At 57.9% G+C, this 22783-nt stretch carries 24 protein-coding genes and 1 other RNA gene; 12 read left to right on the top strand and 13 right to left on the bottom strand.

Annotated features, from left to right (window positions below):
* Window positions 1-6: 6 nt before the first annotated feature.
* From NR795_RS18160 to NR795_RS18135, 6 genes are all read right to left on the bottom strand, one after another.
* Complete coding sequence (locus NR795_RS18160; RefSeq protein WP_257758943.1) at window positions 7-1335, bottom strand: amino acid permease; 1329 nt, start codon at window positions 1333-1335, stop codon at window positions 7-9.
* A gap of 367 nt (window positions 1336-1702) precedes the next feature.
* Window positions 1703-2085, bottom strand: an RNA gene (gene rnpB / locus NR795_RS18155) — RNase P RNA component class A.
* A gap of 32 nt (window positions 2086-2117) precedes the next feature.
* Window positions 2118-3263, bottom strand: a complete 1146-nt coding sequence (gene garK / locus NR795_RS18150; RefSeq protein WP_257758941.1) for a glycerate 2-kinase — start codon at window positions 3261-3263, stop codon at window positions 2118-2120.
* Between the two features lie 61 nt (window positions 3264-3324).
* Window positions 3325-4215, bottom strand: coding sequence for a 2-hydroxy-3-oxopropionate reductase (garR, locus tag NR795_RS18145; protein ID WP_144817520.1), 891 nt, complete (start codon window positions 4213-4215; stop codon window positions 3325-3327).
* Window positions 4216-4243: 28 nt separating this feature from the next.
* Entirely contained in the window at window positions 4244-5014 is a 771-nt protein-coding gene (gene garL, locus NR795_RS18140; RefSeq protein WP_042390201.1) for a 2-dehydro-3-deoxyglucarate aldolase, read from the bottom strand.
* A gap of 26 nt (window positions 5015-5040) precedes the next feature.
* The gene (locus tag NR795_RS18135; RefSeq protein ID WP_257758940.1) at window positions 5041-6372 is read right to left on the bottom strand and encodes an MFS transporter; all 1332 of its coding nucleotides are present in this window, start codon (window positions 6370-6372) and stop codon (window positions 5041-5043) included.
* Window positions 6373-6781: 409 nt separating this feature from the next.
* Between NR795_RS18135 and garD the strand changes: the two genes are divergently transcribed.
* From garD to NR795_RS18120, 3 genes are all read left to right on the top strand, one after another.
* Window positions 6782-8353 (top strand): galactarate dehydratase, encoded by a 1572-nt coding sequence (gene garD, locus NR795_RS18130; protein WP_257758939.1) that lies wholly within the window; start codon window positions 6782-6784, stop codon window positions 8351-8353.
* Between the two features lie 201 nt (window positions 8354-8554).
* A complete protein-coding gene (locus tag NR795_RS18125; RefSeq protein WP_257758938.1) occupies window positions 8555-8923 on the top strand; it encodes a type II toxin-antitoxin system RelE/ParE family toxin in 369 nt (122 codons plus the stop codon).
* Entirely contained in the window at window positions 8910-9209 is a 300-nt protein-coding gene (locus NR795_RS18120; RefSeq protein WP_144817516.1) for a helix-turn-helix domain-containing protein, read from the top strand. Before NR795_RS18125 ends, NR795_RS18120 begins: the two co-directional genes overlap by 14 nt.
* 117 nt (window positions 9210-9326) lie before the next feature.
* Here the strand turns inward: NR795_RS18120 and rsmI are convergent, their stop codons facing one another.
* The gene (gene rsmI / locus NR795_RS18115; protein ID WP_238082839.1) at window positions 9327-10187 is read right to left on the bottom strand and encodes a 16S rRNA (cytidine(1402)-2'-O)-methyltransferase; all 861 of its coding nucleotides are present in this window, start codon (window positions 10185-10187) and stop codon (window positions 9327-9329) included.
* A gap of 62 nt (window positions 10188-10249) precedes the next feature.
* Here rsmI and NR795_RS18110 point away from each other — a divergent pair, with 62 nt between their 5' ends.
* From NR795_RS18110 to dolP, 4 genes are read left to right on the top strand one after another with little or no spacing between them, the layout of a single operon-like run.
* Window positions 10250-12370, top strand: coding sequence for a penicillin-binding protein activator (locus NR795_RS18110; RefSeq protein WP_257758935.1), 2121 nt, complete (start codon window positions 10250-10252; stop codon window positions 12368-12370).
* Window positions 12328-12726, top strand: coding sequence for a YraN family protein (locus NR795_RS18105; RefSeq protein WP_144817513.1), 399 nt, complete (start codon window positions 12328-12330; stop codon window positions 12724-12726). The genes NR795_RS18110 and NR795_RS18105 overlap by 43 nt, the downstream gene beginning before the upstream one ends.
* Before the next feature lie 20 nt (window positions 12727-12746).
* Entirely contained in the window at window positions 12747-13337 is a 591-nt protein-coding gene (gene diaA, locus NR795_RS18100) for a DnaA initiator-associating protein DiaA (RefSeq protein ID WP_144817512.1), read from the top strand.
* A gap of 9 nt (window positions 13338-13346) precedes the next feature.
* Entirely contained in the window at window positions 13347-13922 is a 576-nt protein-coding gene (gene dolP, locus NR795_RS18095) for a division/outer membrane stress-associated lipid-binding lipoprotein (RefSeq protein ID WP_144817511.1), read from the top strand.
* Window positions 13923-13975: 53 nt separating this feature from the next.
* Here dolP and NR795_RS18090 read toward each other — a convergent pair whose 3' ends face one another.
* Both NR795_RS18090 and NR795_RS18085 read right to left on the bottom strand, forming a co-directional pair.
* The gene (locus NR795_RS18090; RefSeq protein WP_257758934.1) at window positions 13976-15016 is read right to left on the bottom strand and encodes a permease; all 1041 of its coding nucleotides are present in this window, start codon (window positions 15014-15016) and stop codon (window positions 13976-13978) included.
* Between the two features lie 75 nt (window positions 15017-15091).
* Window positions 15092-15739, bottom strand: a complete 648-nt coding sequence (locus tag NR795_RS18085) for an NAD-dependent epimerase/dehydratase family protein (RefSeq protein ID WP_257758933.1) — start codon at window positions 15737-15739, stop codon at window positions 15092-15094.
* Between the two features lie 124 nt (window positions 15740-15863).
* On the opposite strand from NR795_RS18085, the gene NR795_RS18080 reads away from it, so the two are divergent.
* Window positions 15864-16382, top strand: coding sequence for a type 1 glutamine amidotransferase domain-containing protein (locus tag NR795_RS18080; RefSeq protein ID WP_144817508.1), 519 nt, complete (start codon window positions 15864-15866; stop codon window positions 16380-16382).
* Here the strand turns inward: NR795_RS18080 and NR795_RS18075 are convergent.
* A complete protein-coding gene (locus NR795_RS18075; RefSeq protein ID WP_257758932.1) occupies window positions 16368-16805 on the bottom strand; it encodes a YhbP family protein in 438 nt (145 codons plus the stop codon). The genes NR795_RS18080 and NR795_RS18075 overlap by 15 nt on opposite strands.
* A gap of 38 nt (window positions 16806-16843) precedes the next feature.
* Between NR795_RS18075 and NR795_RS18070 the strand changes: the two genes are divergently transcribed.
* Entirely contained in the window at window positions 16844-17161 is a 318-nt protein-coding gene (locus NR795_RS18070; protein ID WP_257759087.1) for a GIY-YIG nuclease family protein, read from the top strand.
* Here the strand turns inward: NR795_RS18070 and NR795_RS18065 are convergent.
* Together NR795_RS18065 and NR795_RS18060 are read right to left on the bottom strand one after the other, a co-directional pair.
* Entirely contained in the window at window positions 17148-17651 is a 504-nt protein-coding gene (locus NR795_RS18065; protein ID WP_144817505.1) for a GNAT family N-acetyltransferase, read from the bottom strand. The genes NR795_RS18070 and NR795_RS18065 overlap by 14 nt on opposite strands.
* On the bottom strand, window positions 17645-18169 hold the full coding sequence (locus tag NR795_RS18060; protein WP_144817504.1) for an SCP2 domain-containing protein: 525 nt from the start codon (window positions 18167-18169) through the stop codon (window positions 17645-17647). The genes NR795_RS18065 and NR795_RS18060 overlap by 7 nt, the downstream gene beginning before the upstream one ends.
* Before the next feature lie 234 nt (window positions 18170-18403).
* Here NR795_RS18060 and NR795_RS18055 point away from each other — a divergent pair, with 234 nt between their 5' ends.
* The 3 genes from NR795_RS18055 (at window position 18404) to NR795_RS18045 (ending at window position 21371) form a co-directional block, all read left to right on the top strand.
* Window positions 18404-19399 (top strand): peptidase U32 family protein, encoded by a 996-nt coding sequence (locus tag NR795_RS18055; RefSeq protein WP_222889494.1) that lies wholly within the window; start codon window positions 18404-18406, stop codon window positions 19397-19399.
* Complete coding sequence (locus tag NR795_RS18050) at window positions 19390-20283, top strand: U32 family peptidase (RefSeq protein WP_042390171.1); 894 nt, start codon at window positions 19390-19392, stop codon at window positions 20281-20283. Before NR795_RS18055 ends, NR795_RS18050 begins: the two co-directional genes overlap by 10 nt.
* 80 nt (window positions 20284-20363) lie before the next feature.
* Window positions 20364-21371, top strand: coding sequence for a luciferase-like monooxygenase (locus NR795_RS18045; RefSeq protein WP_257759086.1), 1008 nt, complete (start codon window positions 20364-20366; stop codon window positions 21369-21371).
* Window positions 21372-21423: 52 nt separating this feature from the next.
* Here the strand turns inward: NR795_RS18045 and mtr are convergent, their stop codons facing one another.
* Window positions 21424-22668: a tryptophan permease gene (gene mtr / locus NR795_RS18040; RefSeq protein WP_257758930.1), complete on the bottom strand. Its 1245-nt coding sequence runs from the start codon at window positions 22666-22668 to the stop codon at window positions 21424-21426.
* Window positions 22669-22783: the final 115 nt, after the last annotated feature.

Genomic DNA, 22783 nt, shown 5'->3' with positions numbered 1-22783 from the left:
ATAGCATCAGGCGAAGGCCAGCAGCGGTGAAATACAGAGCAGCAGGCCGGTAATAATAATGATCTTCAGCGACAGGCCTTTGTACTTATGCAGAGCCGGTACCTTATAGACCAGCCAGGCGGGAATTAAGCAGCCGATCATGCCAAATATCGGGCTACAGATAGAGGTGAAGCTCAGCACCGGGGCATTCAGCACAATGGCGCTCCAGGCCAGCAGGATAGCGAAGATCATGATCCCGCCCTGGACATACTTTTCATCAAACTGCCGGGTCGGGAATTTACGTCGCAGCAGGTTCATGACGATCCCCTGGGTCGCCTCACGGAAGCCGAGATAAACACCAAAGAAAGCGGTCATTACGGCAAAGATATTTAAAATAACGCTGACCACTTTTACCCAGCCTGCGCCGTCGCCGCTGATAAACTGGGCGGCAATAGCCAGCGCGGAGATATTTTGCTGGTAGGCTTTTACCGCTTCATCGTGACCCATCGCCAGGGTAAATGAGACGGCGTAGAAAAAGACGGTAACAAACAGAACGGTAAAGGCGATATTCATTGCCCGCAGGGCCTTATAGCGAGCAACCTCAATGGATTTCTCTTTGGCGCGGTAGGAGATAACCATCGGGCTGAGGGTCTGGATAAAGAGAATGGACGTCAGGGTAAAGGGCAGCGTAATGATGGCGTTCTTCACCAGCAGGCCAGCGGGTGGCAGCGTCCCGGCGTTGTAGAGATGCCATAGCCCCACCATGCTCAGGCCGAGGGCCGCCACCACCAGCAGCTTGGTCAGTACCATCAGGCTTGAGACCTTGAACAGCAGCTTCTCCCCGCGCGAGGAGATGGCGACCAGAATGCAGATTAGCACCAGACCATAGAAAGGGTTATCGGAGAGCAGCCCTTGGGTGACACCAAAGGTGTGCAGGTAGGAGGCGCTGTCGTTGGTGATGGCGGTGGAGTAGACGAACATCCAGATCACCAGCATAATAAAGTAGAGCGCACCTAATAAGACGCCCCAGTTTTTACCTAAATAGCCGCTAATGACGCTGGGATAATCTTTGCACTCAGGCGACTCCGCCAGAGTATTAATAAATAGTCGCTGGAACAGATACATTGCCGGGTAGCCAATAATGGAGGAGAGCAGAAATACCCACAGCCCCATTAGCCCCACCTGCACCGGTAAAAATACAATGCCCGCGCCGATGGCCATACCGATACTCATAATAACCCAGCCCGTGTCGGTGCTGTCGAATTTAATCGCCTCGCGCCACGCCTGCTCCGTCATGCCCGCTTTTTGGGCTGCTGCTGATGTGCCTTGCATCACATCACTACTATTAGTGCTCATAACGCTCTCGCTTATTAATGTAGGGACAGATTTTATTATCGATGCCGCTAATATCGCGGCTTTTGGTATAAATTAATCGTAAACATGAAGCGGGAGAAAAACTTGGCTATTACTTAATTTGAATGGGATAATTTGAGAAACACCCGCTGCGTTTGCATTTGAATTAATAAAAATATTCTAACGCGGGTGTATGTGTGAAAGGGATCACGCGAGATTTTATCCCATAAAATGCCGGGCGGCGCTGCGCTTGCCCGGCCTACAGAACATGCCAGACCGTAGGCCCGTGCAGGCGGCGGTGGGACAGATTGCAAAATGTGCATGACGGCTGAAAAACAAAAAACCCCGCCGAGGCGGGGTTCTGTGTAAAGAGTGAAACTGACCGATAAGCCGGGTTCTGTCGTTGGACAGTCATTCATCTAGGCCAGCAATCGCTCACTGGCTCAAGCAGCCTACCCGGGTTCAGTACGGGCCGTACCTTATGAACCCCTATTTGGCCTTGCTCCGGGTGGAGTTTACCGTGCCACGGACTGTTACCAGCCGCGCGGTGCGCTCTTACCGCACCCTTTCACCCTTACCTGATCCCACTTGCGTGGGCCATCGGCGGTTTGCTCTCTGTTGCACTGGTCGTGGGCTGTGACACCCCCCAGGCGTTACCTGGCACCTTGCCCTATGGAGCCCGGACTTTCCTCCCCTCCGCCCGTCTCCCCCGAAGGAGGACGACGACGAAGCGGCGACTGTCTGGTCAGCTTCGGCGCGAAGTATAGAGGGTTTACGTCCCGCTGTCACCCCTCCGTCAACATCCCGACCCGCAGGGTGGCGGCAATGTTGCGTGAAGCGCGGTAGATATTGTCAAATGCGCCGCGGAAGGCCTCTTCCAGCGTGCCGATGCTGGTCAGCACGCTAAACACCGCATCGATGCCATACTGATGAACCACGCCCACGTCATGGGTCAGACTGCCCGCAATGCCAATCACCGGCTTGTGGTATTTCTTGGCCACCTTCGCCACGCCCACGGGCACCTTGCCGTGAATACTCTGGCTGTCGATTCGCCCTTCGCCGGTGACCACCAGCGTACAGTCGTGAATATGCTCTTCCAGGTTCAGCGCCTGGGTAACGATCTCAATGCCGCTGCGCAACTCTGCGCCAAGAAAAGCCATCAGCGCCGCGCCCATGCCGCCCGCCGCGCCTGCGCCGGGTACCTCTTTAACATCCACGCGCAGGGATTTTTTAATCACGTCGGCATAGTGGCTGAGGTTGTTATCCAGCTCGACGATCTGCGCGTCGGTAGCCCCTTTCTGTGGACCAAAGATACGCGATGCGCCCTGCTCCCCCGTCAGGGGGTTGGTGACATCACAGGCAACGCGGAGGGTGCATGAGGCCAGACGCGGATCCAGCCCGCTAATATCAATGTTGTTGAGGCTCATCAGGCTGCCGCCGCCGTGGCCAATCTCGGTACCGTTGGCATCGCACAGCTTCGCGCCCAGCGCCTGGACCATTCCTGCGCCGCCGTCGTTGGTGGCGCTGCCGCCGATACCAATAATGATATTTCGCGCGCCGTGATCCAGCGCGTGCAGGATCAGCTCTCCGGTGCCGCGCGAGGTGGTAATCAACGGATTACGTAATTCAGGGGGAACGAGAGCCAGCCCGCTCGCGGCGGCCATCTCGATAAACGCAGTGTGACCGTCGCCGGACATGCCCCAGCGGGCGTCTACGCGCTCGCCCAGCGGGCCGGTCACCGACGCCGTATGCTCCGCGCCCTGGGTAGCGGCGATCATCGCCTCAACCGTGCCTTCTCCACCGTCGGCGACCGGAACGGAGACGTAGTGTGCATCCGGAAAAATTTCCCGAAATCCTTTTTCTATCGCCTGGGCTACCTCGGTAGCAGACAGGCTTTCCTTGTAAGAGTCTGGGGCGATTACGATTTTCATATCAGTAGCCTGTTACTGCACGCGGCATAGATGCCGGGCGCGTCTCCGCGCCCGTTTTTTGTTAGCGAGAGATTTCCACTTTCGCCAGTTTTTCGTAGTAGCACGCGAGGGCGCTATGGTCGTCGTTGCCGTGACCGTCAGCACGCAGCGCCTGCATCATCTCCATCACCGCTGCGGTCAGCGGCAGCTGCGCGCCCACGCCGTGAGAGGTATCCAGCGCGTTGGCCAGATCTTTGATGTGCAGATCGATACGGAAGCCCGGCTTGAAGTTACGATCCAGCACCATCGGCGCTTTCGCTTCCAGTACGGTGCTGCCGGCCAGGCCGCCACGGATTGCCTGGAACACCAGATCCGGGTTTACGCCAGCCTTGGTCGCCAGACTCAGCGCTTCAGACATGGCGGCAATGTTCAGCGCCACGATCACCTGGTTTGCCAGCTTGGTAACGTTGCCCGCGCCGATGTCGCCGGTGTGCACCACCGAGCCCGCCATCGCTTTCAGCAGGTCGTAGTATTTATCGAACAGCGCCTTGTCGCCGCCCACCATTACGGAGAGCGTGCCATCGATCGCTTTCGGCTCGCCGCCGCTAACCGGCGCATCAAGCATCTGCACGCCTTTCGCCTGCAGGGCGTCGCTGATTTCACGGCTGGCCAGCGGTGCGATGGAGCTCATGTCGATCAGCACGGTACCCGCTTTCGCCCCTTCGATAATGCCGCCTTCGCCCAGCGCCACCTCTTTCACGTGCGGGGAGTTTGGCAGCATGGTGATGATCACATCACACCGCTCGGCAATCTCTTTTGCCGTTGAGGCAGTTTCTGCACCGGCGGCAATTACTTCAGCAATAGCCTCAGGATTACGGTCAGAAACCACCAGCGAGTAACCGGCTTTAATGAGGTTTTTACTCATTGGTTTACCCATGATGCCCAGGCCAATAAAACCAACTTTCAGTGTCATATTGCGTCTCTCTCTTGTTCGGTGGTGGTTATTTCTTAAATGAATCAGCTAAACGCTGGGTTCCGGCGCGGAATACGCCCAGGTCACTCCCTACGGCAACGAAGGTTGCGCCCCACTCCAGGTAACGGCGCGCATCGGCCTCTACCGGCGCGAGGATGCCGCTCGGCTTACCGTGCGCTTTCGCACGGGCAAAAATGTGCTGAATGCAGCGCTGTACTTCCGGGTGCGATGCGTTGCCTAAGTGGCCCAGCGCGGCAGCAAGGTCGCTTGGGCCGACGAAGATCCCATCCACGCCGTCGGTGGCGGCGATGGCATCAACGTTATCCACGCCCTGCTGGCTCTCAATCTGTACCAGAATGGTGATGTTTTTATTCGCCTGGCCAAAGTAGTCCGGCACAGTGCCAAACATGTTGGCGCGATGGGAGACCGATACGCCGCGAATGCCTTCCGGCGGATAGCGGGTTGAGGCCACCGCCAGCACGGCTTCCTCTTCGCTCTCGACAAACGGGATGAGGAAGTTGTAGAAGCCGATATCAAGCAGGCGCTTAATGGCAATCGGATCGTTAGCCGGGGCGCGAACCACCGGCGCGCTGCTGCTGCCCTTGAGGGCCATCAGCTGCGGGATAAAGGTCGTGACATCGTTCGGCGCGTGTTCGCCGTCGAGTACCAGCCAGTCAAAGCCCGCCAGGCCCAGCACCTCGGTGCTGATCGGGCTTGCCAGCGCGGACCAGCAGCCAATCTGAATCTGATGCGCAGCCAGCGCAGCCTTGAATTTGTTTGGGAAGATATCGTTAGTCATCATCTATACCTTGAAGTAACCGTTGCTTAATTCCGCAGTTCCATACGCTTGATGTCGCCCACCACGAACAGGTAGCAGAACATCGCCATCAGGGCTGAACAGCCGACGAACACCAGAGCAGCGTTAAAGGAGTGCAGCTCGCTGACCAGGTAACCAATTACCAGCGGGGTGACAATGGAGGCCACGTTGCCAAACACGTTAAATACCCCGCCGCACAGTCCAACAATCTCTTTTGGCGCGGTATCGGAGATCACCGGCCAACCGAGGGCACCAAACCCTTTTCCGAAGAATGCGAGGGCCATCAGCGTGACCACCAGGGTGGTGTTATCGGTGTAGTTACACAGAATGATGCTCGACGCCAGCAGCATGCCCAGCACAATAGGCAGCTTACGCGCCAGGGTGATGGTTGCGCCACGTTTGATCAGGTGATCCGAGAAGACTCCGCCCAGCACGCCGCCTGCAAAGCCGCACAGCGCCGGAATGGAGGCCACGAGGCCCACTTTCAGAATCGACATCCCTTTCTCCTGCACCAGGTAGATAGGGAACCAGGTGAGGAAGAACCAGGTGATGGTGTTGATAAAATACTGGCCGAAGAACACACCCAGCATCATGCGGTTGGTCAATAATTGCTTGATGTAGTGCATTTTAGGCCCAGCCACGGCCGCACCCGGCTTTTTATGGTCCATATCCACCACCGCGCCGCCCTTGGTGATGTACTCCAGCTCGTTGGCTGACATGTTCGGGTGGTCGGTAGGATTATGGATAAACTTCACCCACATGCCGGTCAGCACAAAGCCAATCACGCCCATCACCGTAAACACATGCTCCCAGCCCCAGGCGAAGGTCAGCCAGCCCAGCAGTGGGGAGAAGAGTGCCAGAGAGAAGTACTGGGCAGAGTTGAAAATAGCCGACGCCGTACCGCGCTCTTTGGTCGGGAACCACGCGGCAACGATGCGGGCGTTCGCCGGGAATGAGGGTGCTTCAGAGAAGCCCAGCATAAAGCGCATGATGAACATCGACACGCCAGCCCAGGCCAGCGGAAAGACGTCAACAAACCCTTGCACGAAGGTGAACAGCGACCAGAAAAAGAGGCTGTAGGTGTAGACTTTCTTCGAACCGTAGCGGTCCAGCAGCCAGCCGCCGGGGATCTGCATCAGCAGGTAAGCCCAGCCGAAAGCGGAGAAGATATAGCCCATGGAGACGGCGCTGAGCTGCAGCTCTTTGGCCACTTCGGTACCGGCGATAGAGAGGGTTGCGCGGTCCGCATAGTTAATCGCCGTAACGATAAAGATAATGAGCAAGATTAAATAGCGGGTAGGCATACCCTTTTTTGACTCAACGGCAGTATCCAATATCATTTATTTATCCTCGGGCACGGTAATCTATTTTTATATTTTTATGAGGTGTATTTTCCTGATTATTTATCGATAGCAGGCAATATCAGTTAACTAACCAGATGCAATGAAATCGTGAATCAGTATAATCAGGCCTCAACCATCCCGCATTGTATCCATGCTCAATTAACACGGTAATTTTGGCGATTATATTGAGCATATGCACAACTCTCTGGGCGCTGATCCACAGATTTAGGCATTAGCCCTGCCGCCGGGCCTGCTACAACAATAATGAGTGACCTGGATCACATTCTTGACTGAGAACTCCTGACACTATTTATTCCATAGCAATGTTGTTTATTTCCGATAACAAGAAAGACGATACGCATTTTCCCGTTTTTGTTATCCCATACCTGGCGGAGAATACTGGACCATGGCCGACATCGAAATTAGACAAGAATCGCCAACGGCGTTTTATATTAAGGTTCATGAAACCGATAACGTAGCGATTATTGTCAATGACAATGGCTTACGAGCCGGGACCCGTTTCCCGGATGGGCTTGAACTGATTGAGCATATTCCGCAGGGACATAAAGTCGCGCTGGTGGATATTCCCGCGCACGGCGACATCGTCCGCTACGGGGAGGTGATCGGCTATGCGGTGCGCGATATTGCCCGAGGCAGCTGGATCGACGAATCCACCGTAGCGCTACCAACAGCGCCGCCGCTGGAGACCCTGCCGCTGGCAACCAAGGTGCCGGAGCCGATGCCTGCCCTTGAGGGTTACACCTTTGAAGGCTACCGCAACGCCGACGGCAGCGTCGGTACCAAAAACCTGCTGGGGATCACCACCAGCGTGCACTGCGTCGCGGGCGTGGTGGACTACGTAGTTAAAATTATCGAGCGCGACCTGCTGCCGAAATACCCCAACGTTGATGGCGTGGTTGGCCTGAATCACCTCTACGGCTGCGGCGTGGCGATCAACGCCCCGGCGGCGGTGGTGCCTATTCGCACTATCCACAACATCGCCCTGAACCCCAACTTCGGTGGTGAGGTGATGGTGGTTGGCCTCGGCTGTGAGAAGCTTCAGCCGGAGCGCCTGCTGCAGGGAACAGAAGACGTGCAGGCGATCCCCGTCGACAGCGCCAGCATCGTGCGTTTGCAAGATGAACAGCACGTCGGCTTCCGCTCGATGGTGGACGATATTCTTCAGGTTGCCGAGCGCCACCTGGTCAAGCTGAATGCTCGCCAGCGCGAAACCTGCCCGGCTTCGGAGCTGGTGGTGGGCATGCAGTGCGGGGGCAGCGACGCCTTCTCTGGCGTGACGGCCAACCCAGCGGTGGGCTATGCCTCTGACCTGCTGGTCCGCTGCGGTGCGACGGTGATGTTCTCGGAAGTGACCGAGGTGCGCGATGCTATCCATCTGCTCACCCCGCGCGCTATCAACGAGGAAGTGGGCAAGCGCCTGCTGGAAGAGATGGCCTGGTACGATAACTATCTCGATATGGGCAAAACCGACCGCAGCGCCAACCCCTCCCCGGGCAACAAAAAAGGTGGCCTGGCGAACGTGGTTGAAAAAGCGCTTGGCTCCATTGCCAAGTCGGGGCAGAGCGCCATCGTGGAAGTGCTTTCGCCGGGCCAGCGTCCAACTAAGCGCGGCCTGATCTACGCGGCGACGCCTGCCAGCGACTTTGTCTGTGGTACGCAGCAGGTAGCCTCCGGGATCACCGTTCAGGTGTTCACCACCGGGCGCGGTACGCCGTACGGTCTGGTGGCGGTGCCGGTGATCAAGATGGCGACCCGTACCGAGCTGGCTAACCGCTGGTACGATCTGATGGATATCAATGCCGGCACGATCGCGACCGGGGAAGAGAGCATTGAGGACGTGGGCTGGAAGCTATTCCATTTCATCCTTGACGTCGCCAGCGGCCGCAAGAAAACCTTCTCGGATCAGTGGGGACTGCACAACCAGCTGGCGGTGTTTAACCCGGCTCCGGTAACGTGATAGAACGATTGTAAACTCCAAAGACCGGGTAAGCGCGATGCTGCCCGGCTTTTATATTAATAACAAAATTTTGTTATCTAACTCATCCTATTGAATTGCTTAACCTCGCTGTCCCACACACCTTTTGACCTAAAGCAATGTTTCAATATAACCCATAGGTTATATTGAATTTATAACTTCCAGGTTATAGGATGAACCAAAATGTGGGAAGTCGTTACACGAGATTTGTTTGAGCATTGGCTAGCCATTCAAAATGATAATGTTCAGGAAGAAATATTAGCCATCTTAACAGTTTTGGAGCTCGAGGGGCCTATGCTTGGCCGACCATACGTGGATCACATCAAAGATTCATCGTATCCCAATATGAAGGAGTTAAGGGTACAGGTTGACGGGCATCCATTTAGAGTCTTTTTCGTATTTGATCCGGTCCGAAGAGCCATTATTTTGTGTGCAGGTAATAAGAAGAGCGAAAAAGAAAAATTGTTCTATAAACGTATGATTAAGTTAGCCGATGCTGAGTATAAATCGCATCTGCTTTTACTGGAGGTCAAAGAAAATGGCGACGCTTAAACAGTTGCTTGCACAACGCTCACCGGAAAGCCAGGAAAGGATCGCCGTGCGTGCAGCAGAGGTCCGTCAGGAAATTACTCTTGCGAAACTCCGGGAAGAGCTGCATGTATCGCAGGTACAGCTTGCTGCCGCGCTTGGCATTTCTCAGCCTTCTGTCGTTAAAATGGAGAAGGTAGATAACGATCCAAAACTCTCAACGTTAAAGCGCTACGTGGCTGCGCTGGGGGGTGAATTGACATTGGATGTTACCTTACCTGACGGTAAGCGGATCGCGTTACACCTCTAACAAGGCCTAACTTCGCCCCTATATAATGTTTTTGCCGGGCGGCGCTGCGCTTGCCCGGCCTACGCTACATCAGCAATTTCTTCCGACATTCTTCCGACACGCTGAATGTCGGTAATCTTACCCCTGCTGCTCCAGGGCGTGCTTATAGAGGGCATTTTTCTTCACGCCATGGATCTCGGCGGCCAGCGCGGCGGCTTTTTTCAGCGGCAGCTCGGCCTGAAGCAGTGCCAGAGTCCGCAGCGCATCGGCGGGCAGATCCTCTTCCTGAGCCTTATGCCCTTCGATAATCAGCACCATCTCCCCTTTGCGGCGATTTTCATCTTCCTTCACCCACGCCAGCAGCTCGCCGATAGGCGCGCCGTGAATTGACTCCCAGGTTTTGGTCAGCTCGCGGGCCAGCACGACATAGCGGGATTCCCCCAGCACGGTGCAGATGTCCTCCAGGCTATCGAGCAGGCGATGGGTAGACTCATAAAAAATCAGCGTGCGCGGCTCGGCCTCCAGCGCTTTTAACGTATCGCGGCGGCCTTTTGATTTGGCAGGCAGAAAGCCTTCATAGCAGAAGCGATCCGACGGCAGCCCGGCGGCGCTGAGGGCGGCAATCGCGGCACAGGGGCCAGGCAGCGGCACCACGCGGATCCCCGCCTCGCGGCAGGTGCGTACCAGATGGTAGCCAGGATCGTTGATCAGCGGCGTCCCGGCGTCAGAGACCAGAGCGATGTTCTGCCCCTCTTTCAGCTTCGCGACCAGCGTCTCTGCCTTCTGCTGCTCGTTATGATCGTGAAGGGCAAACAGGCGGGCGCTAATGGCAAAGTGCTGCAACAGCAGGCCGGTGTGGCGGGTATCCTCTGCGGCAACTAAATCAACGCTTTGCAACACGGTCAGCGCGCGCTGGGTGATATCAGCCAAATTCCCGATAGGAGTGGGTACAATATAGAGCTGACCTTGAGAATTCTCAGCCGATTCGTGTTGTTTCATTGTTTCATCCGTATTGCCGATTTAATATTGAGCATTGCGTAAAAAATATCACTGGATACAGAATGGTACAGTCAACATTTTTCCGTTTAAAAGCAGCGCGTTGTCTGCCCGTCGTGCTGGCCGCCCTGCTTTTTGCAGGCTGTGGGACACAGACGCCAGACCAGAGCAGCGCCCACATGCAGGGCACGGCGCAGGCGGACTCTGGCTTCTACCTAAGCCAGATGCAGCACAGCACAGATGATACCAAGACCAACTGGCAATTACTCGCCATTCGTGCCCTGCTGAAAGAGGGCAAAAGCCAGCAGGCAGGCGAGCTGTTTAACCAGCTGCCGCAGGAGCTGACCGATACCCAGCGTAAAGAGCAGTCGCTGCTGGCCGTCGAGCTTAAGCTGGTACAGAAGGATTTTGCCGCTGCGCAAGCGCTGCTGGCTAAGCTGAAGCCTGCCGATTTCGAGGGTAACCAGCTGGCGCGCTACTGGCAGGCGCAGATTGACGCCAGCCAGGGCCGTCCGTCGCTGACGCTGCTGCGGGCCTTAATCGCCCAGGAGCCACTGCTGGCAGCAAAGGATAAGCAGAAAAACATCGATGCTACCTGGCAGGCGCTCTCTTCCATGACGCCGGAGCAGGCGCAGGCGCTGGTGATCAACGCCGATGAGAACGTGCTGCAGGGCTGGCTCGATCTTCAGCGCGTCTGGTTCGATAACCGTACCGATCCGAATATGCTGAAGGCGGGCATCAGCGACTGGCAGACCCGCTATCCGCAAAACCCTGGCGCGAAGATGCTGCCAACGGCGTTAACCAACGTGCAGAATTTTAAACCCGCCTCCACCAACAAAATCGCCCTGCTGCTGCCTCTGAACGGCCAGGCCGCGGTCTACGGTCGTGCTATCCAGCAGGGCTTTGAGGCGGCGAAAAACGGTGTGCCTGCGGTGAGCGGCCCGGCAACGCCGGTTCAGGTTGCCCAGGCGGCGACGGCAGCAGATGCTGAGGTGGTGAGCCCCTCACAGGCGCCGGTGGATGAGCTGACCCAGACGCAGCCTGCTGCACCGGCGGAAGCGCCAGTGGCCGCCCCCGAAGCGACCCAGGCGCCAGCGCCCGCTGAAACCGCAGCGCCCGCTGAAAGCGCTGAAACCGCTGCGCCCGTAAACGCCCCTGAGGCGCAGACGCAGCCTGCCGCGACGCCAGCGGCGGCCAGCGCCCCGGCGAATCCGTCTGCCGATCTGAAAATTTACGACACCAGCTCGCAGCCGCTTGACCAGATCCTCAACCAGGTCCAGCAGGATGGGGCCAGCATCGTGGTCGGCCCGCTGTTAAAAGGTAACGTTGAAGAGCTGATGCGCAGCAACACCGCCCTTAACGTGCTGGCCTTGAACCAGCCGGAGTCGGTAGAGAGCCGGGCAAATATCTGCTACTTCGCCCTCTCGCCGGAGGATGAAGCCCGCGATGCCGCGCGTCACATGTGGGATCAGGGTCGCCGTGCGCCGCTGCTGCTGGTTCCACGCAGCTCGCTGGGGGATCGGGTGACCACCGCCTTTGCCGAAGAGTGGCAGAAGCTGGGCGGCGGTACCGTGCTGCAGCAGAAGTTTGGCTCCACCGCTGAACTGAAAATGGGCATTAACGGCGGGTCTGGCATCGCCCTGACCGGCACGCCAGTCACCTCCAGCCTGCCGCAGCAGCAGGGCGTGACTATTGGCGGCCTGACCATCCCTGCCCCACCGACCGAGGCGCAGATCACCGGCGGCGGCAACGTCGATGCGGCCTATATTCTGGCAACGCCGAACGAGATCGCGCTCATCAAGCCGATGATTGCCATGCGCACCGGCAGCCACAGCGGTGCTGCCCTCTACGCCAGCTCACGCAGCGCGCAGGGCGGTGCAGGCCCGGACTTCCGTCTTGAGATGGAGGGGCTCCAGTTTAGCGAGATCCCGATGCTGGCAGGCAGCAACCCTGCGCTGATGCAGCAGGCGCTGGGCAGCGTCAATAACGACTACTCGCTGGCACGCCTGTATGCCATGGGCGTTGACGCCTGGGCGCTGGCTAACCACTTCGCCCAGATGCGCCAGGTTCCCGGCTTTGAGATCAGCGGCAACACGGGCGATCTCTCGGCTACTCCCGACTGCGTGATTAACAGGAAGTTATCATGGCTCAAATACCAGCAGGGGCAGATCGTCCCGGCCAGTTAAGCCGTAAACAGACCGGCGACGCGTGGGAAGCAACGGCGCGCCGCTGGCTGGAGGGCAAAGGACTGCGCTTTGTCGCCGCCAACGTGCGTTCACGCGGCGGCGAGATTGACCTGATTATGCGTCAGGGCCCCACTACCGTGTTCGTTGAGGTACGCTACCGTAAGACAGCCCGGTACGGCGGCGCAGCGGCCAGCATCACCCGCAGCAAGCAGTTGAAACTCTTATCGGCGGCGCGTTTGTGGCTCGCCCGGCACAATGGGAGTTTTGACACTGTGGATTGCCGGTTCGATGTGATAGCCTTCACCGGAAATGATGTGGAGTGGATACAAGACGCCTTTAACGACCACTCATACTAGCTGACATTATAGGGATCACCGTGCTCGAAAGAATTAAAGTCTGCTTTACGGAAAGTATTCAAACCCAGATTGCGGCGGCGGAAGCCCTGCCGGATGCGATCTCCCGTGCAGCCATGACGCTGGTTCACTCCCTGCTTAACGGTAACAAAATCCTCTGCTGCGGCAATGGCACCTCTGCCGCCAACGCCCAGCATTTTGCTGCCAGCATGATCAATCGCTTTGAAACCGAGCGTCCGAGCCTGCCAGCGATTGCACTAAATACCGATAACGTGGTCTTAACCGCGATCGCCAACGAGCGACTGCACAATGAGATCTATGCCAAACAGGTGCGTGCACTAGGTCATGCTGGTGACGTGCTGCTGGCGATCTCTGCCCGGGGCAATAGCCGGGATATCGTGAAAGCCGTTGAGGCCGCCGTAACGCGCGATATGACCATCGTGGCCCTCACCGGCTACGACGGCGGCGAGCTGGCGGGTTTGCTGGGGCCACAGGATGTCGAAATTCGTATTCCGTCCCACCGCAGCGCACGCATTCACGAGATGCATATGCTGACGGTTAACTGCCTTTGCGATCTGATTGATAACACGCTTTTCCCTCACCAGGATGATTAAGGAGTAGACATGAAGGCATTTTCGCCCCTTGCGGTAATACTCTCCGCGCTGCTGCTTCAGGGATGTGTCGCAGCGGCCGTGGTTGGCAGCGCTGCCGTAGGCACCAAAGCAGCCACCGATCCGCGTACCGTGGGCACGCAGGTTGATGATGGAACGCTGGAGCTGCGCGTCAACAGCGCGCTGGCTAAAGATGAGCAGATTAAGAAAAGCGCACGCATTAACGTGACCGCTTACCAGGGTAAAGTCCTGCTGGTCGGCCAGGCACCGGATACCGAGCTGGCCTCCCGCGCGAAGCAGATAGCGATGGGCGTTGATGGGGCAACCGAGGTCTATAACGAGATCCGTCAGGGCCAGCCAATCAGTCTGGGCACCGCCTCGTCAGACACCTGGATCACCACCAAAGTCCGCTCCCAACTGCTGGGTAGCGATCAGGTGAAATCGTCGAACGTGAAGGTAACCACCGAAAACGGCGAGGTGTTCCTGCTGGGGTTGGTAACAGAGCGTGAAGGCCGCGCCGCCGCCGATACCGCCAGCCGCGTGTCCGGCGTCAAGCACGTGACCACGGCGTTTACGTTTATTAAGTAAGTATTGATAAGCCGGATGGCGCAGCGCTATCCGGCGATTTATCACAGTTTTTCTTACAGCAGAGCCAGCGCCCCCACAATCACCCCACTCACCGCCACCAGCCCACCGGTTAGCCACAGCGCTTTCGCCGGGAAGGATTTGCGCAGCATAATCAGCGACGGCAGGCTCACCGCCGGCAGCGTAATCAGCAGGGCCAGCGCGGGAGCCATGCCCATCCCGGCCATCATCATGGTCTGCACGACAGGAATTTCTGCCGCGGTTGGGATCACAAACAGACAGCCGACGATAGCCATCGCCACGACCCACATCAGCGAGTTGTCGATAGCGCCATCGGCGTGAGGGAAGAGCCAGACCCGCGCCGCACCCAGCAGCAGTACGGCCAGAATGTAGACCGGGATGGTGCTCCAGAACAGCGTCCACAGCGCCCGCCCCCAGCGGGCCATAAATCCGCCCTGCGGCTCGGCAGCGGTGGCCGTTTCAGGCAGGGACGACGGTCGGTCGCTCTCTTTCACCCAGCGCTGCACCAGCAGGGCAACGCCAGGTACAATCGCCAGACCGGCCAGCAGACGAATCAGAGCAAAATGCCACCCCAGGACAAAACCCATAAATACCAGCGTCGCCGGGTTAAGCAGCGGATTGCCCATCCAGAACGCCAGCGCGCCGCCCATTGATGCCTGCTGGCGGCGCAGCCCGGCGGTCACCGGCGCGGCGCAGCAGGAGCACATCATGCCGGGCACAGAGAAGAGCGTGCCGAACAGCGTGCCGCCCACGCGCTTCTGACCCAGGGTGCGCAGCAGCCAGTCGCGGGGAATAAGCACCTGCACCAGCGAGCCGAGGAGCACGCCCAGCACCGCCGCTTTCCAGACGGCGAGGAAGTAGACCATGGCATAGTCGAGCGCGGCCCGGAGCGGATCCGCCTCGGCGTTTGCAAGAATGGATTTGCCAATGCTGTGGGTTTCAGCGGCGGTAAAGGCTTTACCGTAGTAGGGCTGCCATTTCACATACCAAAGCCCAACGATAACAACGAGAAAAAAGAGTGCGGGCTTCCACCATTGGACAGGTGCTGCCGCATGAGATGAAGACTGACCAGTCATTGCATTCCCCGGAAAGATGTATGGATTATTATTAGCCGGAAGATACTACGCCTGACTGGATACTTTTGGAAACAGTTAATTCTCCTCTCCAATGGCAATCGCATGCAGCTGCTCGGAGGACAAAATAGTTACCCTCTCGCGGCAAGGAGAGAACGCCGTCAGCAGCATGGCGCGCGCCACGTCGCGGGCCTCGATGGATTTCCACCTGCCGGGCAGGAGGTGCATCATCGGCCCCAGCAGGGACTCGCCAAACCGCTGTTTTGCCCGACGACCCAGCAGCATCGCTGGACGGGCCAGGGTCAGGCGCGGCCACTCCTGCGCCATTAACGCCTCCTCCATCTTGCCCTTCACCCGGTTATAGAAAAAGGGCGAACCGGCATTGGCCCCCATCGCGCTGACCACCAGCATATGCTTCGCCCCGAGACGCAGCCCAGCCAGCGCGGTGTCCACCACCAGGGTGTAATCGGCGTGGATAAATGCCTCTTTGCTGCCCGCTTCCCGACGGGTTGTACCGAGGCAGCAGAAGACAGTATCGATAGGCGCGTTGACCTGCGCCAGCGCGTCGGTGAGCTGGCGATCGCAGGGGTTAAAGACCCCCGGCATGCCCAGCAGAGGCCGACGCGTCGGGGCGGCAATATAGTTAACCCGCGGCTCCTGAATGAGCATACGCAGCAGGTGTGAGCCCACCAGCCCGGTGGCTCCGGTAATCAGTACCTGACTCATCTCGTCCCCTTTTGCAGATTAGTCCGCCTTGCAATGTGAGATCGCTGAACCACACTTATTCATACGTCATTATTAACGATAGATGGCGAAATAACCCATCCAGAGCAAAAACAATGGAGGTAACATGGGCAAGAAAATCGCAGTCTTGATCACCGATGACTTTGAAGATTCAGAATTCACTTCCCCGGCCGAGGCATACCGTAAGGCGGGCCACGAGGTGATCACCATTGAGAAAGAAGCCGGAAAAACGGTGAAGGGGAAACAGGGCGAAGCCAGCATCACGATCGATAAATCGATTGATGAAGTATCGCCGGACGAGTTTGATGCCCTTCTGCTGCCAGGCGGCCACTCTCCAGATTCACTGCGCGGTGACGAGCGTTTTGTCTCTTTTACCCGCGACTTCGTGAACTCCGGTAAGCCGGTATTTGCCATCTGCCACGGTCCACAGCTGCTGATCAGCGCTGAAGTGGTGCGCGGACGCAAGCTGACAGCGGTGAAACCGATCGTTATCGATCTGAAAAACGCTGGCGTAGAGTTCTACGATCAAGAAGTGGTAAATGATAACGATCAGCTGATCACCAGCCGTACGCCAGACGATCTGCCCGCGTTTAACCGGGAGACTCTGCGCCTACTGGGAGCCTGATCCCCGTAGCCAGTGAAGCTTTGTACCAAAGCCCAGCGTATTGTCGGTAAACTTAATTTCGTCCAGGGAAATCTCCCATACCGGGGCCGACAATGCTCTGGCAACCGGAAAGCGACGGTTATAGCGCTCACGCGCGGCCTCGCTTTCCGCTCCCTCCAGACGCCGGATCTCACCTTTAAACTGCACGCCGCGGATCAGCGCCACCGTTTTCGGCTGGCCGTTAACCGTGCCCGCCACCGGGGCGCGAGGCCCGCTCATTTGCGCATGACGGGTGCGATCCTCGCTCATCACGTAGAAGGCGATCTTCTGCGGATCGTAGTGATAGAAGGCGTTAGCACACCAAAGGTCGCCTTCGCTGGCGACGCACCATGTCACCACGTGCTGCTTTGCCAGCCAGCGATGAATGGCGGTGAGAGTTTCCATTTTTTGTCTACCTCATGCTAAGGTGCGCTCACCTTATCCTGTTAAATTCTGCTATGACGCCCTGGTTTCTCTATCTTATTCGTACCGCCGATGACGCGCTCTATACCGGCATCACTACTGACGTTGCCCGTCGCTTTACCCAGCATCAGACGGGAAAAGGGGCAAAGGCGCTGCGCGGCAAAGGCGAGCTGCGGCTGGCTTTCTCGGCACAAGTAGGTGAGCGTTCACTAGCGTTGAGAATCGAGTACCGCATTAAGCAGCTAACGAAGCGCCAGAAAGAGCGCCTCGTTGCCGGGGATGGATCGTTTGATACGCTGCTGGCGGCATTACAGCCCGAGGCGCTTAAACCCGATTGAAGTGATCGTGGTACTCCACCAGGCCATGCACGCCGTTCAAGGCATCATCCGCCAGACGATGCACCTGGAACGCGCTCTCGCTGCCCGGCCAGCGGCAGTGAAGATCGTAGCGTGCCGCCTGCTCAAAGCCGAGACGCTGATAAAAATCCGCCTCACCCAGCGCAACCACGGCGGCATAGCCAAACTCATTGAGCGAGTCCAGCCCCTCATACACCAGCTGGCGCGCCAGCCCCTGACCGCGATAGTGTTCATCCACCGCCAGCGGCGCAAGGCCAACCCACTGCAAATCTTCACCCTCAACGTCTACCGGACTAAAGGCAACGTAGCCAATAACCTGACCTTCATCATCGGTGGCGACAAGCCCTAACGTAATCAGGCCGTCTTCCCGCAGAGAGTGGACCAGGTTAGCTTCGCTCTCCCCGCCGAATGCACGGCGGAGAAGCGCATCAATGCCGGGGGCATCGATAGGTATTTCAACTCGAATCAGCATGGCTCACCTACAGAAGTTGGTTTGGTCGCAGGCGGGGCTTGCAGGCCAGCCTCGACGAACTCCGCCAGTTGCAGCAGCATAACGCGCAGCGGTTTGGGCATCTGCTCCAGTTCAATGGCGTCCATCAGGTTCTTAACATATAGCCCCAGTTCGGTATCGCCCTCAATCACCAGCCGGCGCTGGAAGAATAGCGTGTCTGGATCCTGCTTGCGCGCGGCGATCATCAGCAGGTCGCTGGCATCAGCGCTAAAGCTGACGTCGGCAGCGGCAGACTCACGCACAATTAACTGCTCATTCTCAACGGATGTAAACCACCTGAGGCCAATATCGCGTACTTCAATGCTCAACCAGCGGCCCTCAAGGAATGCCAGCTCGCCATCCGCCAGCGCCTGCTGGAACTGCCAGCGCAGAAGCTGCTCCAGTACCTGACGTTTAAGCGCGAAAGGCGCGAGCTTTACCGGCACGCTAAGCAGAGACGGCGCGGCATGAACGAGACGTGAGCGCAGTATATCCAACACAAGCTTTACTCCCTGATATGAAAAGTCTGGCTATTCTGCCATAACCTCAAATCCACATAGCGGCATAAATCAACAATTGCGAAGATGAAACTACCCCTTATTCCTCCCATCAATACGCGATTAGCTGCCTTAAATCAAAAATTGTCGCCGGAGGGTTAACTAAAATCCCAGCTCGTTAACAATTTTGCACCTTATCGGTGCGCGGGCCATCTGGCCCCTGACCTGGGATACACTATGGAGTTGCTCTGCCCGGCCGGAAATCTTCCGGCGTTGAAGGCGGCTATCGAAAACGGTGCCGACGCTGTTTATATAGGCCTGAAGGATGATACCAACGCCCGCCATTTTGCGGGTCTCAACTTCACCGAGAAAAAGCTGCAGGAAGCGGTAAGCTTTGTCCATCAGCGGCGCAAAAAGCTGCATATTGCGATCAATACCTTTGCTCACCCCGACGGCTACGCGCGCTGGCAGCGGGCGGTGGATATGGCCGCCCAGCTGGGGGCTGACGCGCTGATCCTCGCCGACCTGGCGATGCTGGAGTATGCGGCCGAGCGCTACCCACACATTGAGCGCCACGTTTCGGTGCAGGCTTCGGCCACCAACGACGAGGCGATCCGCTTCTATCACCGCCACTTTGACGTTGCCCGCGTGGTGCTGCCCCGCGTGCTGTCTATTCATCAAGTGAAACAGCTGGCCCGCACCTCGCCGGTTCCGCTGGAGGTCTTTGCCTTCGGTAGCCTGTGCATTATGGCCGAGGGGCGCTGCTATCTCTCATCCTATTTAACCGGTGAATCCCCCAACACCGTGGGGGCCTGCTCCCCTGCCCGCTTTGTCCGCTGGCAGCAGACACCGCAGGGGCTGGAGTCGCGCCTTAATGAGGTGCTGATCGACCGCTATCAGGAGGGCGAGAACGCGGGGTATCCGACGCTGTGCAAAGGCCGCTACCACGTCGACGGCGAGCGCTACCACGCCCTGGAAGAGCCTACCAGCCTGAATACGCTGGAGCTGCTGCCCGAGCTTCTGGCAGCAAATATCGCCTCGGTAAAAATCGAGGGTCGTCAGCGCAGCCCGGCCTATGTCAGCCAGGTGGCAAAGGTGTGGCGTCAGGCGATCGACCGCTGCATGGCTGCGCCCGATCGCTATGCCCCGCAGCCGGCGTGGATGGAGACCCTCGGCGCGATGTCTGAAGGCACGCAGACCACCCTTGGCGCCTATCACCGTAAATGGCAGTGAGAGACAAGATGAAATATTCATTAGGACCGGTTCTCTACTACTGGTCAAAAGAGACGCTGGAGGATTTCTACCAGCAGGCCGCCAGCAGCAGCGCCGATACCATTTACCTGGGCGAAGCGGTATGCAGCAAGCGCCGGGCCACTAAAGTAGGCGACTGGCTGGCGATGGCGAAATCCCTCGCGGGAAGCGGCAAACAGGTCGTGCTCTCTACCCTGGCGCTGGTGCAGGCCGCCTCCGAACTGGGGGAGCTAAAGCGCTACGTAGAGAATGGCGACTTTCTGCTTGAGGCGAGCGATCTTGGCGTAGTAAACATGTGCGCCGAACGTAAGCTGCCCTTCGTCGCAGGGCATGCTCTGAACTGCTATAACGCAGTCACCCTCCGTCTGCTGCTGAAGCAAGGCATGGTGCGCTGGTGCATGCCGGTGGAGCTCTCCCGCGACTGGCTGGCGAACCTGCTTAATCAGTGCGACGAGCTTGGCATCCGCGAGCAGTTTGAGGTGGAGGTGTTGAGCTACGGTCATCTGCCGCTGGCCTACTCTGCCCGCTGCTTTACCGCCCGCTCCGAGGATCGCCCCAAGGACGAGTGCGAGACCTGCTGCATTAAGTATCCCACCGGGCGCAACGTGCTCTCTCAGGAGAACCAGCAGGTGTTTGTCCTGAACGGCATCCAGACCATGAGCGGCTATGTCTACAATCTTGGCAACGAGCTGACCTCGATGCAGGGGCTGGTAGATATGGTACGTCTCTCGCCGCTGGGAACCGAGACCTTCGCCATGCTCGACGCCTTCCGCGCCAATGAAAACGGCGGCGCGCCGCTGCCCCTGACAGCGAACAGCGACTGCAACGGCTACTGGAAGCGCCTCGCTGGCCTTGAGCTGGTTTGAAAAAAAGCTCACTTTGTTAACTACGGTAATCAATTTTTAATGCAGTATTAAAAGATTGCCGTCGACAAAGTGAGCATATGATGACTGACAAAACCGTTTCTTTCTCGGTGCTGGATTTAGCCCCGATCCCGCAGGGCGCTACGGCACGCGATGCGTTCCGCCGTTCCCTGGATTTAGCCCAGCTGGCAGAGAAGCGCGGCTATCGCCGCTTCTGGCTGGCCGAGCACCACAACATGACCGGCATCGCCAGCGCAGCAACGTCGGTGCTGATTGGCTATCTGGCCGCCAATACCCAGACGCTGCACCTCGGTTCCGGCGGCGTGATGCTGCCTAACCACGCTCCGCTGGTGATCGCCGAGCAGTTTGGTACCCTGAATACGCTCTATCCGGGGCGTATCGATCTGGGCCTGGGCCGTGCACCGGGCAGCGACCAGCGCACCATGATGGCCCTGCGCCGCCACATGAGCGGCGATATCGATAACTTCCCGCGCGACGTGGCGGAGCTGGTGGACTGGTTTGACGCCCGCGATCCAAACCCGCACGTTCGTCCGGTGCCGGGCTACGGGGAGAAGATCCCGGTGTGGCTGCTTGGCTCCAGCCTCTACAGCGCCCAGCTTGCCGCTCAGCAGGGGCTGCCGTTTGCCTTTGCGTCGCACTTTGCCCCGGATATGCTCTTCCAGGCGCTACACCTCTACCGCACGAACTTTAAACCCTCCGCGCGGCTGGAAAAACCCTATGCGATGGTGTGCATCAACATCGTCGCCGCCGACAGCAACCGCGACGCGGAGTTTCTCCATACCTCAATGCAGCAGGCGTTTGTGAAGCTACGCCGGGGCGAAACCGGTCAGCTACCGCCGCCGATTGCCGATATGGCGTCCTTCTGGTCGCCGTCCGAGCAGTATGGTGTGCAGCAGGCGCTGAGCATGTCGCTGGTGGGGGATAAAGCTAAGGTGCGCCACGGGCTGGAAACACTTCTGCGCGAGACCGAGGCCGATGAGATCATGGTCAACGGCCAGATTTTCGATCACCAGGCGCGGCTGCACTCGTTTGAGCTGGCGATGCAGGTGAAAGAGGAATTATTGGGGTAAATTTGTTTTGCCGGGCGGCGCTACGCTTGCCCGGCCTACGGTTGCTGGCGATCTATTGATATACCGGTAATACGTTAAAGCTCGATAAAATGTGCACCACGGCATTGCCTACCCCGAACAGCAGGATCAGCGCAATCATTGGCTTCCCGCCCCAGACGCGGAACGTGGGGCTACCGAATCGCTTGCGTGACGCACGCGCCAGCAGGGCTGGAACAATCGCTGCCCAGATGGTCGCCGCCAGCCCGGCATAGCCGATGGCGTAGAGGAAGCCGTTCGGCCACAGCAGCCCACCGACAACCGGCGGCAGGAAGGTCAGCAGCGCGGTTTTAAAGCGGCCGCTGGCGGAGTCGTCAAAGCCAAAAAGATCGGCCAGGTAATCAAACAGCCCCAGCGTCACCCCCAGAAACGAACTGGCGACCGCAAAGTTAGAGAACACCACCAGAAGCAGATCCAGACTGCGGCTATTCAACACGCCGCTCAGGGCCTGCACCAGCACGTCAATATTTCCCCCCTGCTGCGCAATGCCGATAAACGTCGGGCGAGTGATATTCCCCATCGTCACCAGTAACCAGATGGTATACAGACCCAGCGCCAGCAGCGAGCCGTAAGCAATGCAGCGTGTGATGGTGCGCGGATCCTTGCCGTAGTACTTCATCAGGCTCGGCACGTTGCCATGATAGCCAAACGAGGCGAGGCAAAATGGCAGGGTCATTAGCAGGTACGGCGTATAGGAGGCGTGGCGCTCGGCGACGTTAAACAGCGTGGCGGGCTCGACGTGCCCCAGCAGGCTACCGAAGGTCAGGAAGAAAGTGATGACCTTTGCGCCCAGCACAATGGCGGTCATGCGGCTCACCGCACGGGTGGAGAGCCAGACGATAAACGCGACGATTAATGCGAAGCCCAATCCCGCCAGGCGCGGCGAAACGTTGAGCGACATCTCCGAGAAGGTGTGGTGCAAAATCGATCCGCTCGCCGAGATATAGGCGTAGGTCAGAATATAGAGCACAAAGGCAATAGAGACGCCGTTAACCAGGTTCCAGCCCTTGCCCAGCAGGTCACGGGTGATGGTGTCAAAGCTGGAGCCAATGCGGTAGTTGAGATTGGCCTCCAGGATCATCAGCCCGGAGTGCAGCATACAGAACCAGGTAAAGACCAGCGCCGCAAGCGACCAGAAGAACCAGGCGCCCGACATCACCACCGGCAGCGAGAACATCCCTGCGCCAATAATGGTTCCTGCGATGATCACCACGCCGCCGAGCAGCGACGGGGTAGTATGGGTGGTGGAAAGCGTAGCCATTCTCTCTTCTCTCTAAAATGCGTTTCGCTGCGCATTGTACCAGTACATGAGTACATTACCGATAAAAAAAGCCCCGATTGTTGAGATCGGGGCTGGAACGCTTACTTTACAGTAA

The organism is Pseudescherichia sp. L3, from assembly GCF_024656065.1.
Lineage (GTDB): Bacteria > Pseudomonadota > Gammaproteobacteria > Enterobacterales > Enterobacteriaceae > Pseudescherichia.
The sequence above is the reverse complement of the archived record's forward strand: the minus strand, read 5'-3'. Positions and strand labels throughout refer to the sequence as shown.

Excerpts from the sequence above, each read along its gene's own strand:
- NR795_RS18160 (WP_257758943.1), bottom strand. The coding sequence starts at position 1,335 with ATGAGCACTAATAGTAGTGATGTGATGCAAGGCACATCAGCAGCAGCC.
- garK (WP_257758941.1), bottom strand. The coding sequence starts at position 3,263 with ATGAAAATCGTAATCGCCCCAGACTCTTACAAGGAAAGCCTGTCTGCT.
- garR (WP_144817520.1), bottom strand. The coding sequence starts at position 4,215 with ATGACACTGAAAGTTGGTTTTATTGGCCTGGGCATCATGGGTAAACCA.
- garL (WP_042390201.1), bottom strand. The coding sequence starts at position 5,014 with ATGACTAACGATATCTTCCCAAACAAATTCAAGGCTGCGCTGGCTGCG.
- NR795_RS18135 (WP_257758940.1), bottom strand. The coding sequence starts at position 6,372 with ATGATATTGGATACTGCCGTTGAGTCAAAAAAGGGTATGCCTACCCGC.
- garD (WP_257758939.1), top strand. The coding sequence starts at position 6,782 with ATGGCCGACATCGAAATTAGACAAGAATCGCCAACGGCGTTTTATATT.
- NR795_RS18125 (WP_257758938.1), top strand. The coding sequence starts at position 8,555 with ATGTGGGAAGTCGTTACACGAGATTTGTTTGAGCATTGGCTAGCCATT.
- NR795_RS18120 (WP_144817516.1), top strand. The coding sequence starts at position 8,910 with ATGGCGACGCTTAAACAGTTGCTTGCACAACGCTCACCGGAAAGCCAG.
- rsmI (WP_238082839.1), bottom strand. The coding sequence starts at position 10,187 with ATGAAACAACACGAATCGGCTGAGAATTCTCAAGGTCAGCTCTATATT.
- NR795_RS18110 (WP_257758935.1), top strand. The coding sequence starts at position 10,250 with ATGGTACAGTCAACATTTTTCCGTTTAAAAGCAGCGCGTTGTCTGCCC.
- NR795_RS18105 (WP_144817513.1), top strand. The coding sequence starts at position 12,328 with ATGGCTCAAATACCAGCAGGGGCAGATCGTCCCGGCCAGTTAAGCCGT.
- dolP (WP_144817511.1), top strand. The coding sequence starts at position 13,347 with ATGAAGGCATTTTCGCCCCTTGCGGTAATACTCTCCGCGCTGCTGCTT.
- NR795_RS18090 (WP_257758934.1), bottom strand. The coding sequence starts at position 15,016 with ATGACTGGTCAGTCTTCATCTCATGCGGCAGCACCTGTCCAATGGTGG.
- NR795_RS18085 (WP_257758933.1), bottom strand. The coding sequence starts at position 15,739 with ATGAGTCAGGTACTGATTACCGGAGCCACCGGGCTGGTGGGCTCACAC.
- NR795_RS18080 (WP_144817508.1), top strand. The coding sequence starts at position 15,864 with ATGGGCAAGAAAATCGCAGTCTTGATCACCGATGACTTTGAAGATTCA.
- NR795_RS18075 (WP_257758932.1), bottom strand. The coding sequence starts at position 16,805 with ATGGAAACTCTCACCGCCATTCATCGCTGGCTGGCAAAGCAGCACGTG.
- NR795_RS18065 (WP_144817505.1), bottom strand. The coding sequence starts at position 17,651 with ATGCTGATTCGAGTTGAAATACCTATCGATGCCCCCGGCATTGATGCG.
- NR795_RS18055 (WP_222889494.1), top strand. The coding sequence starts at position 18,404 with ATGGAGTTGCTCTGCCCGGCCGGAAATCTTCCGGCGTTGAAGGCGGCT.
- NR795_RS18050 (WP_042390171.1), top strand. The coding sequence starts at position 19,390 with ATGGCAGTGAGAGACAAGATGAAATATTCATTAGGACCGGTTCTCTAC.
- NR795_RS18045 (WP_257759086.1), top strand. The coding sequence starts at position 20,364 with ATGACTGACAAAACCGTTTCTTTCTCGGTGCTGGATTTAGCCCCGATC.
- mtr (WP_257758930.1), bottom strand. The coding sequence starts at position 22,668 with ATGGCTACGCTTTCCACCACCCATACTACCCCGTCGCTGCTCGGCGGC.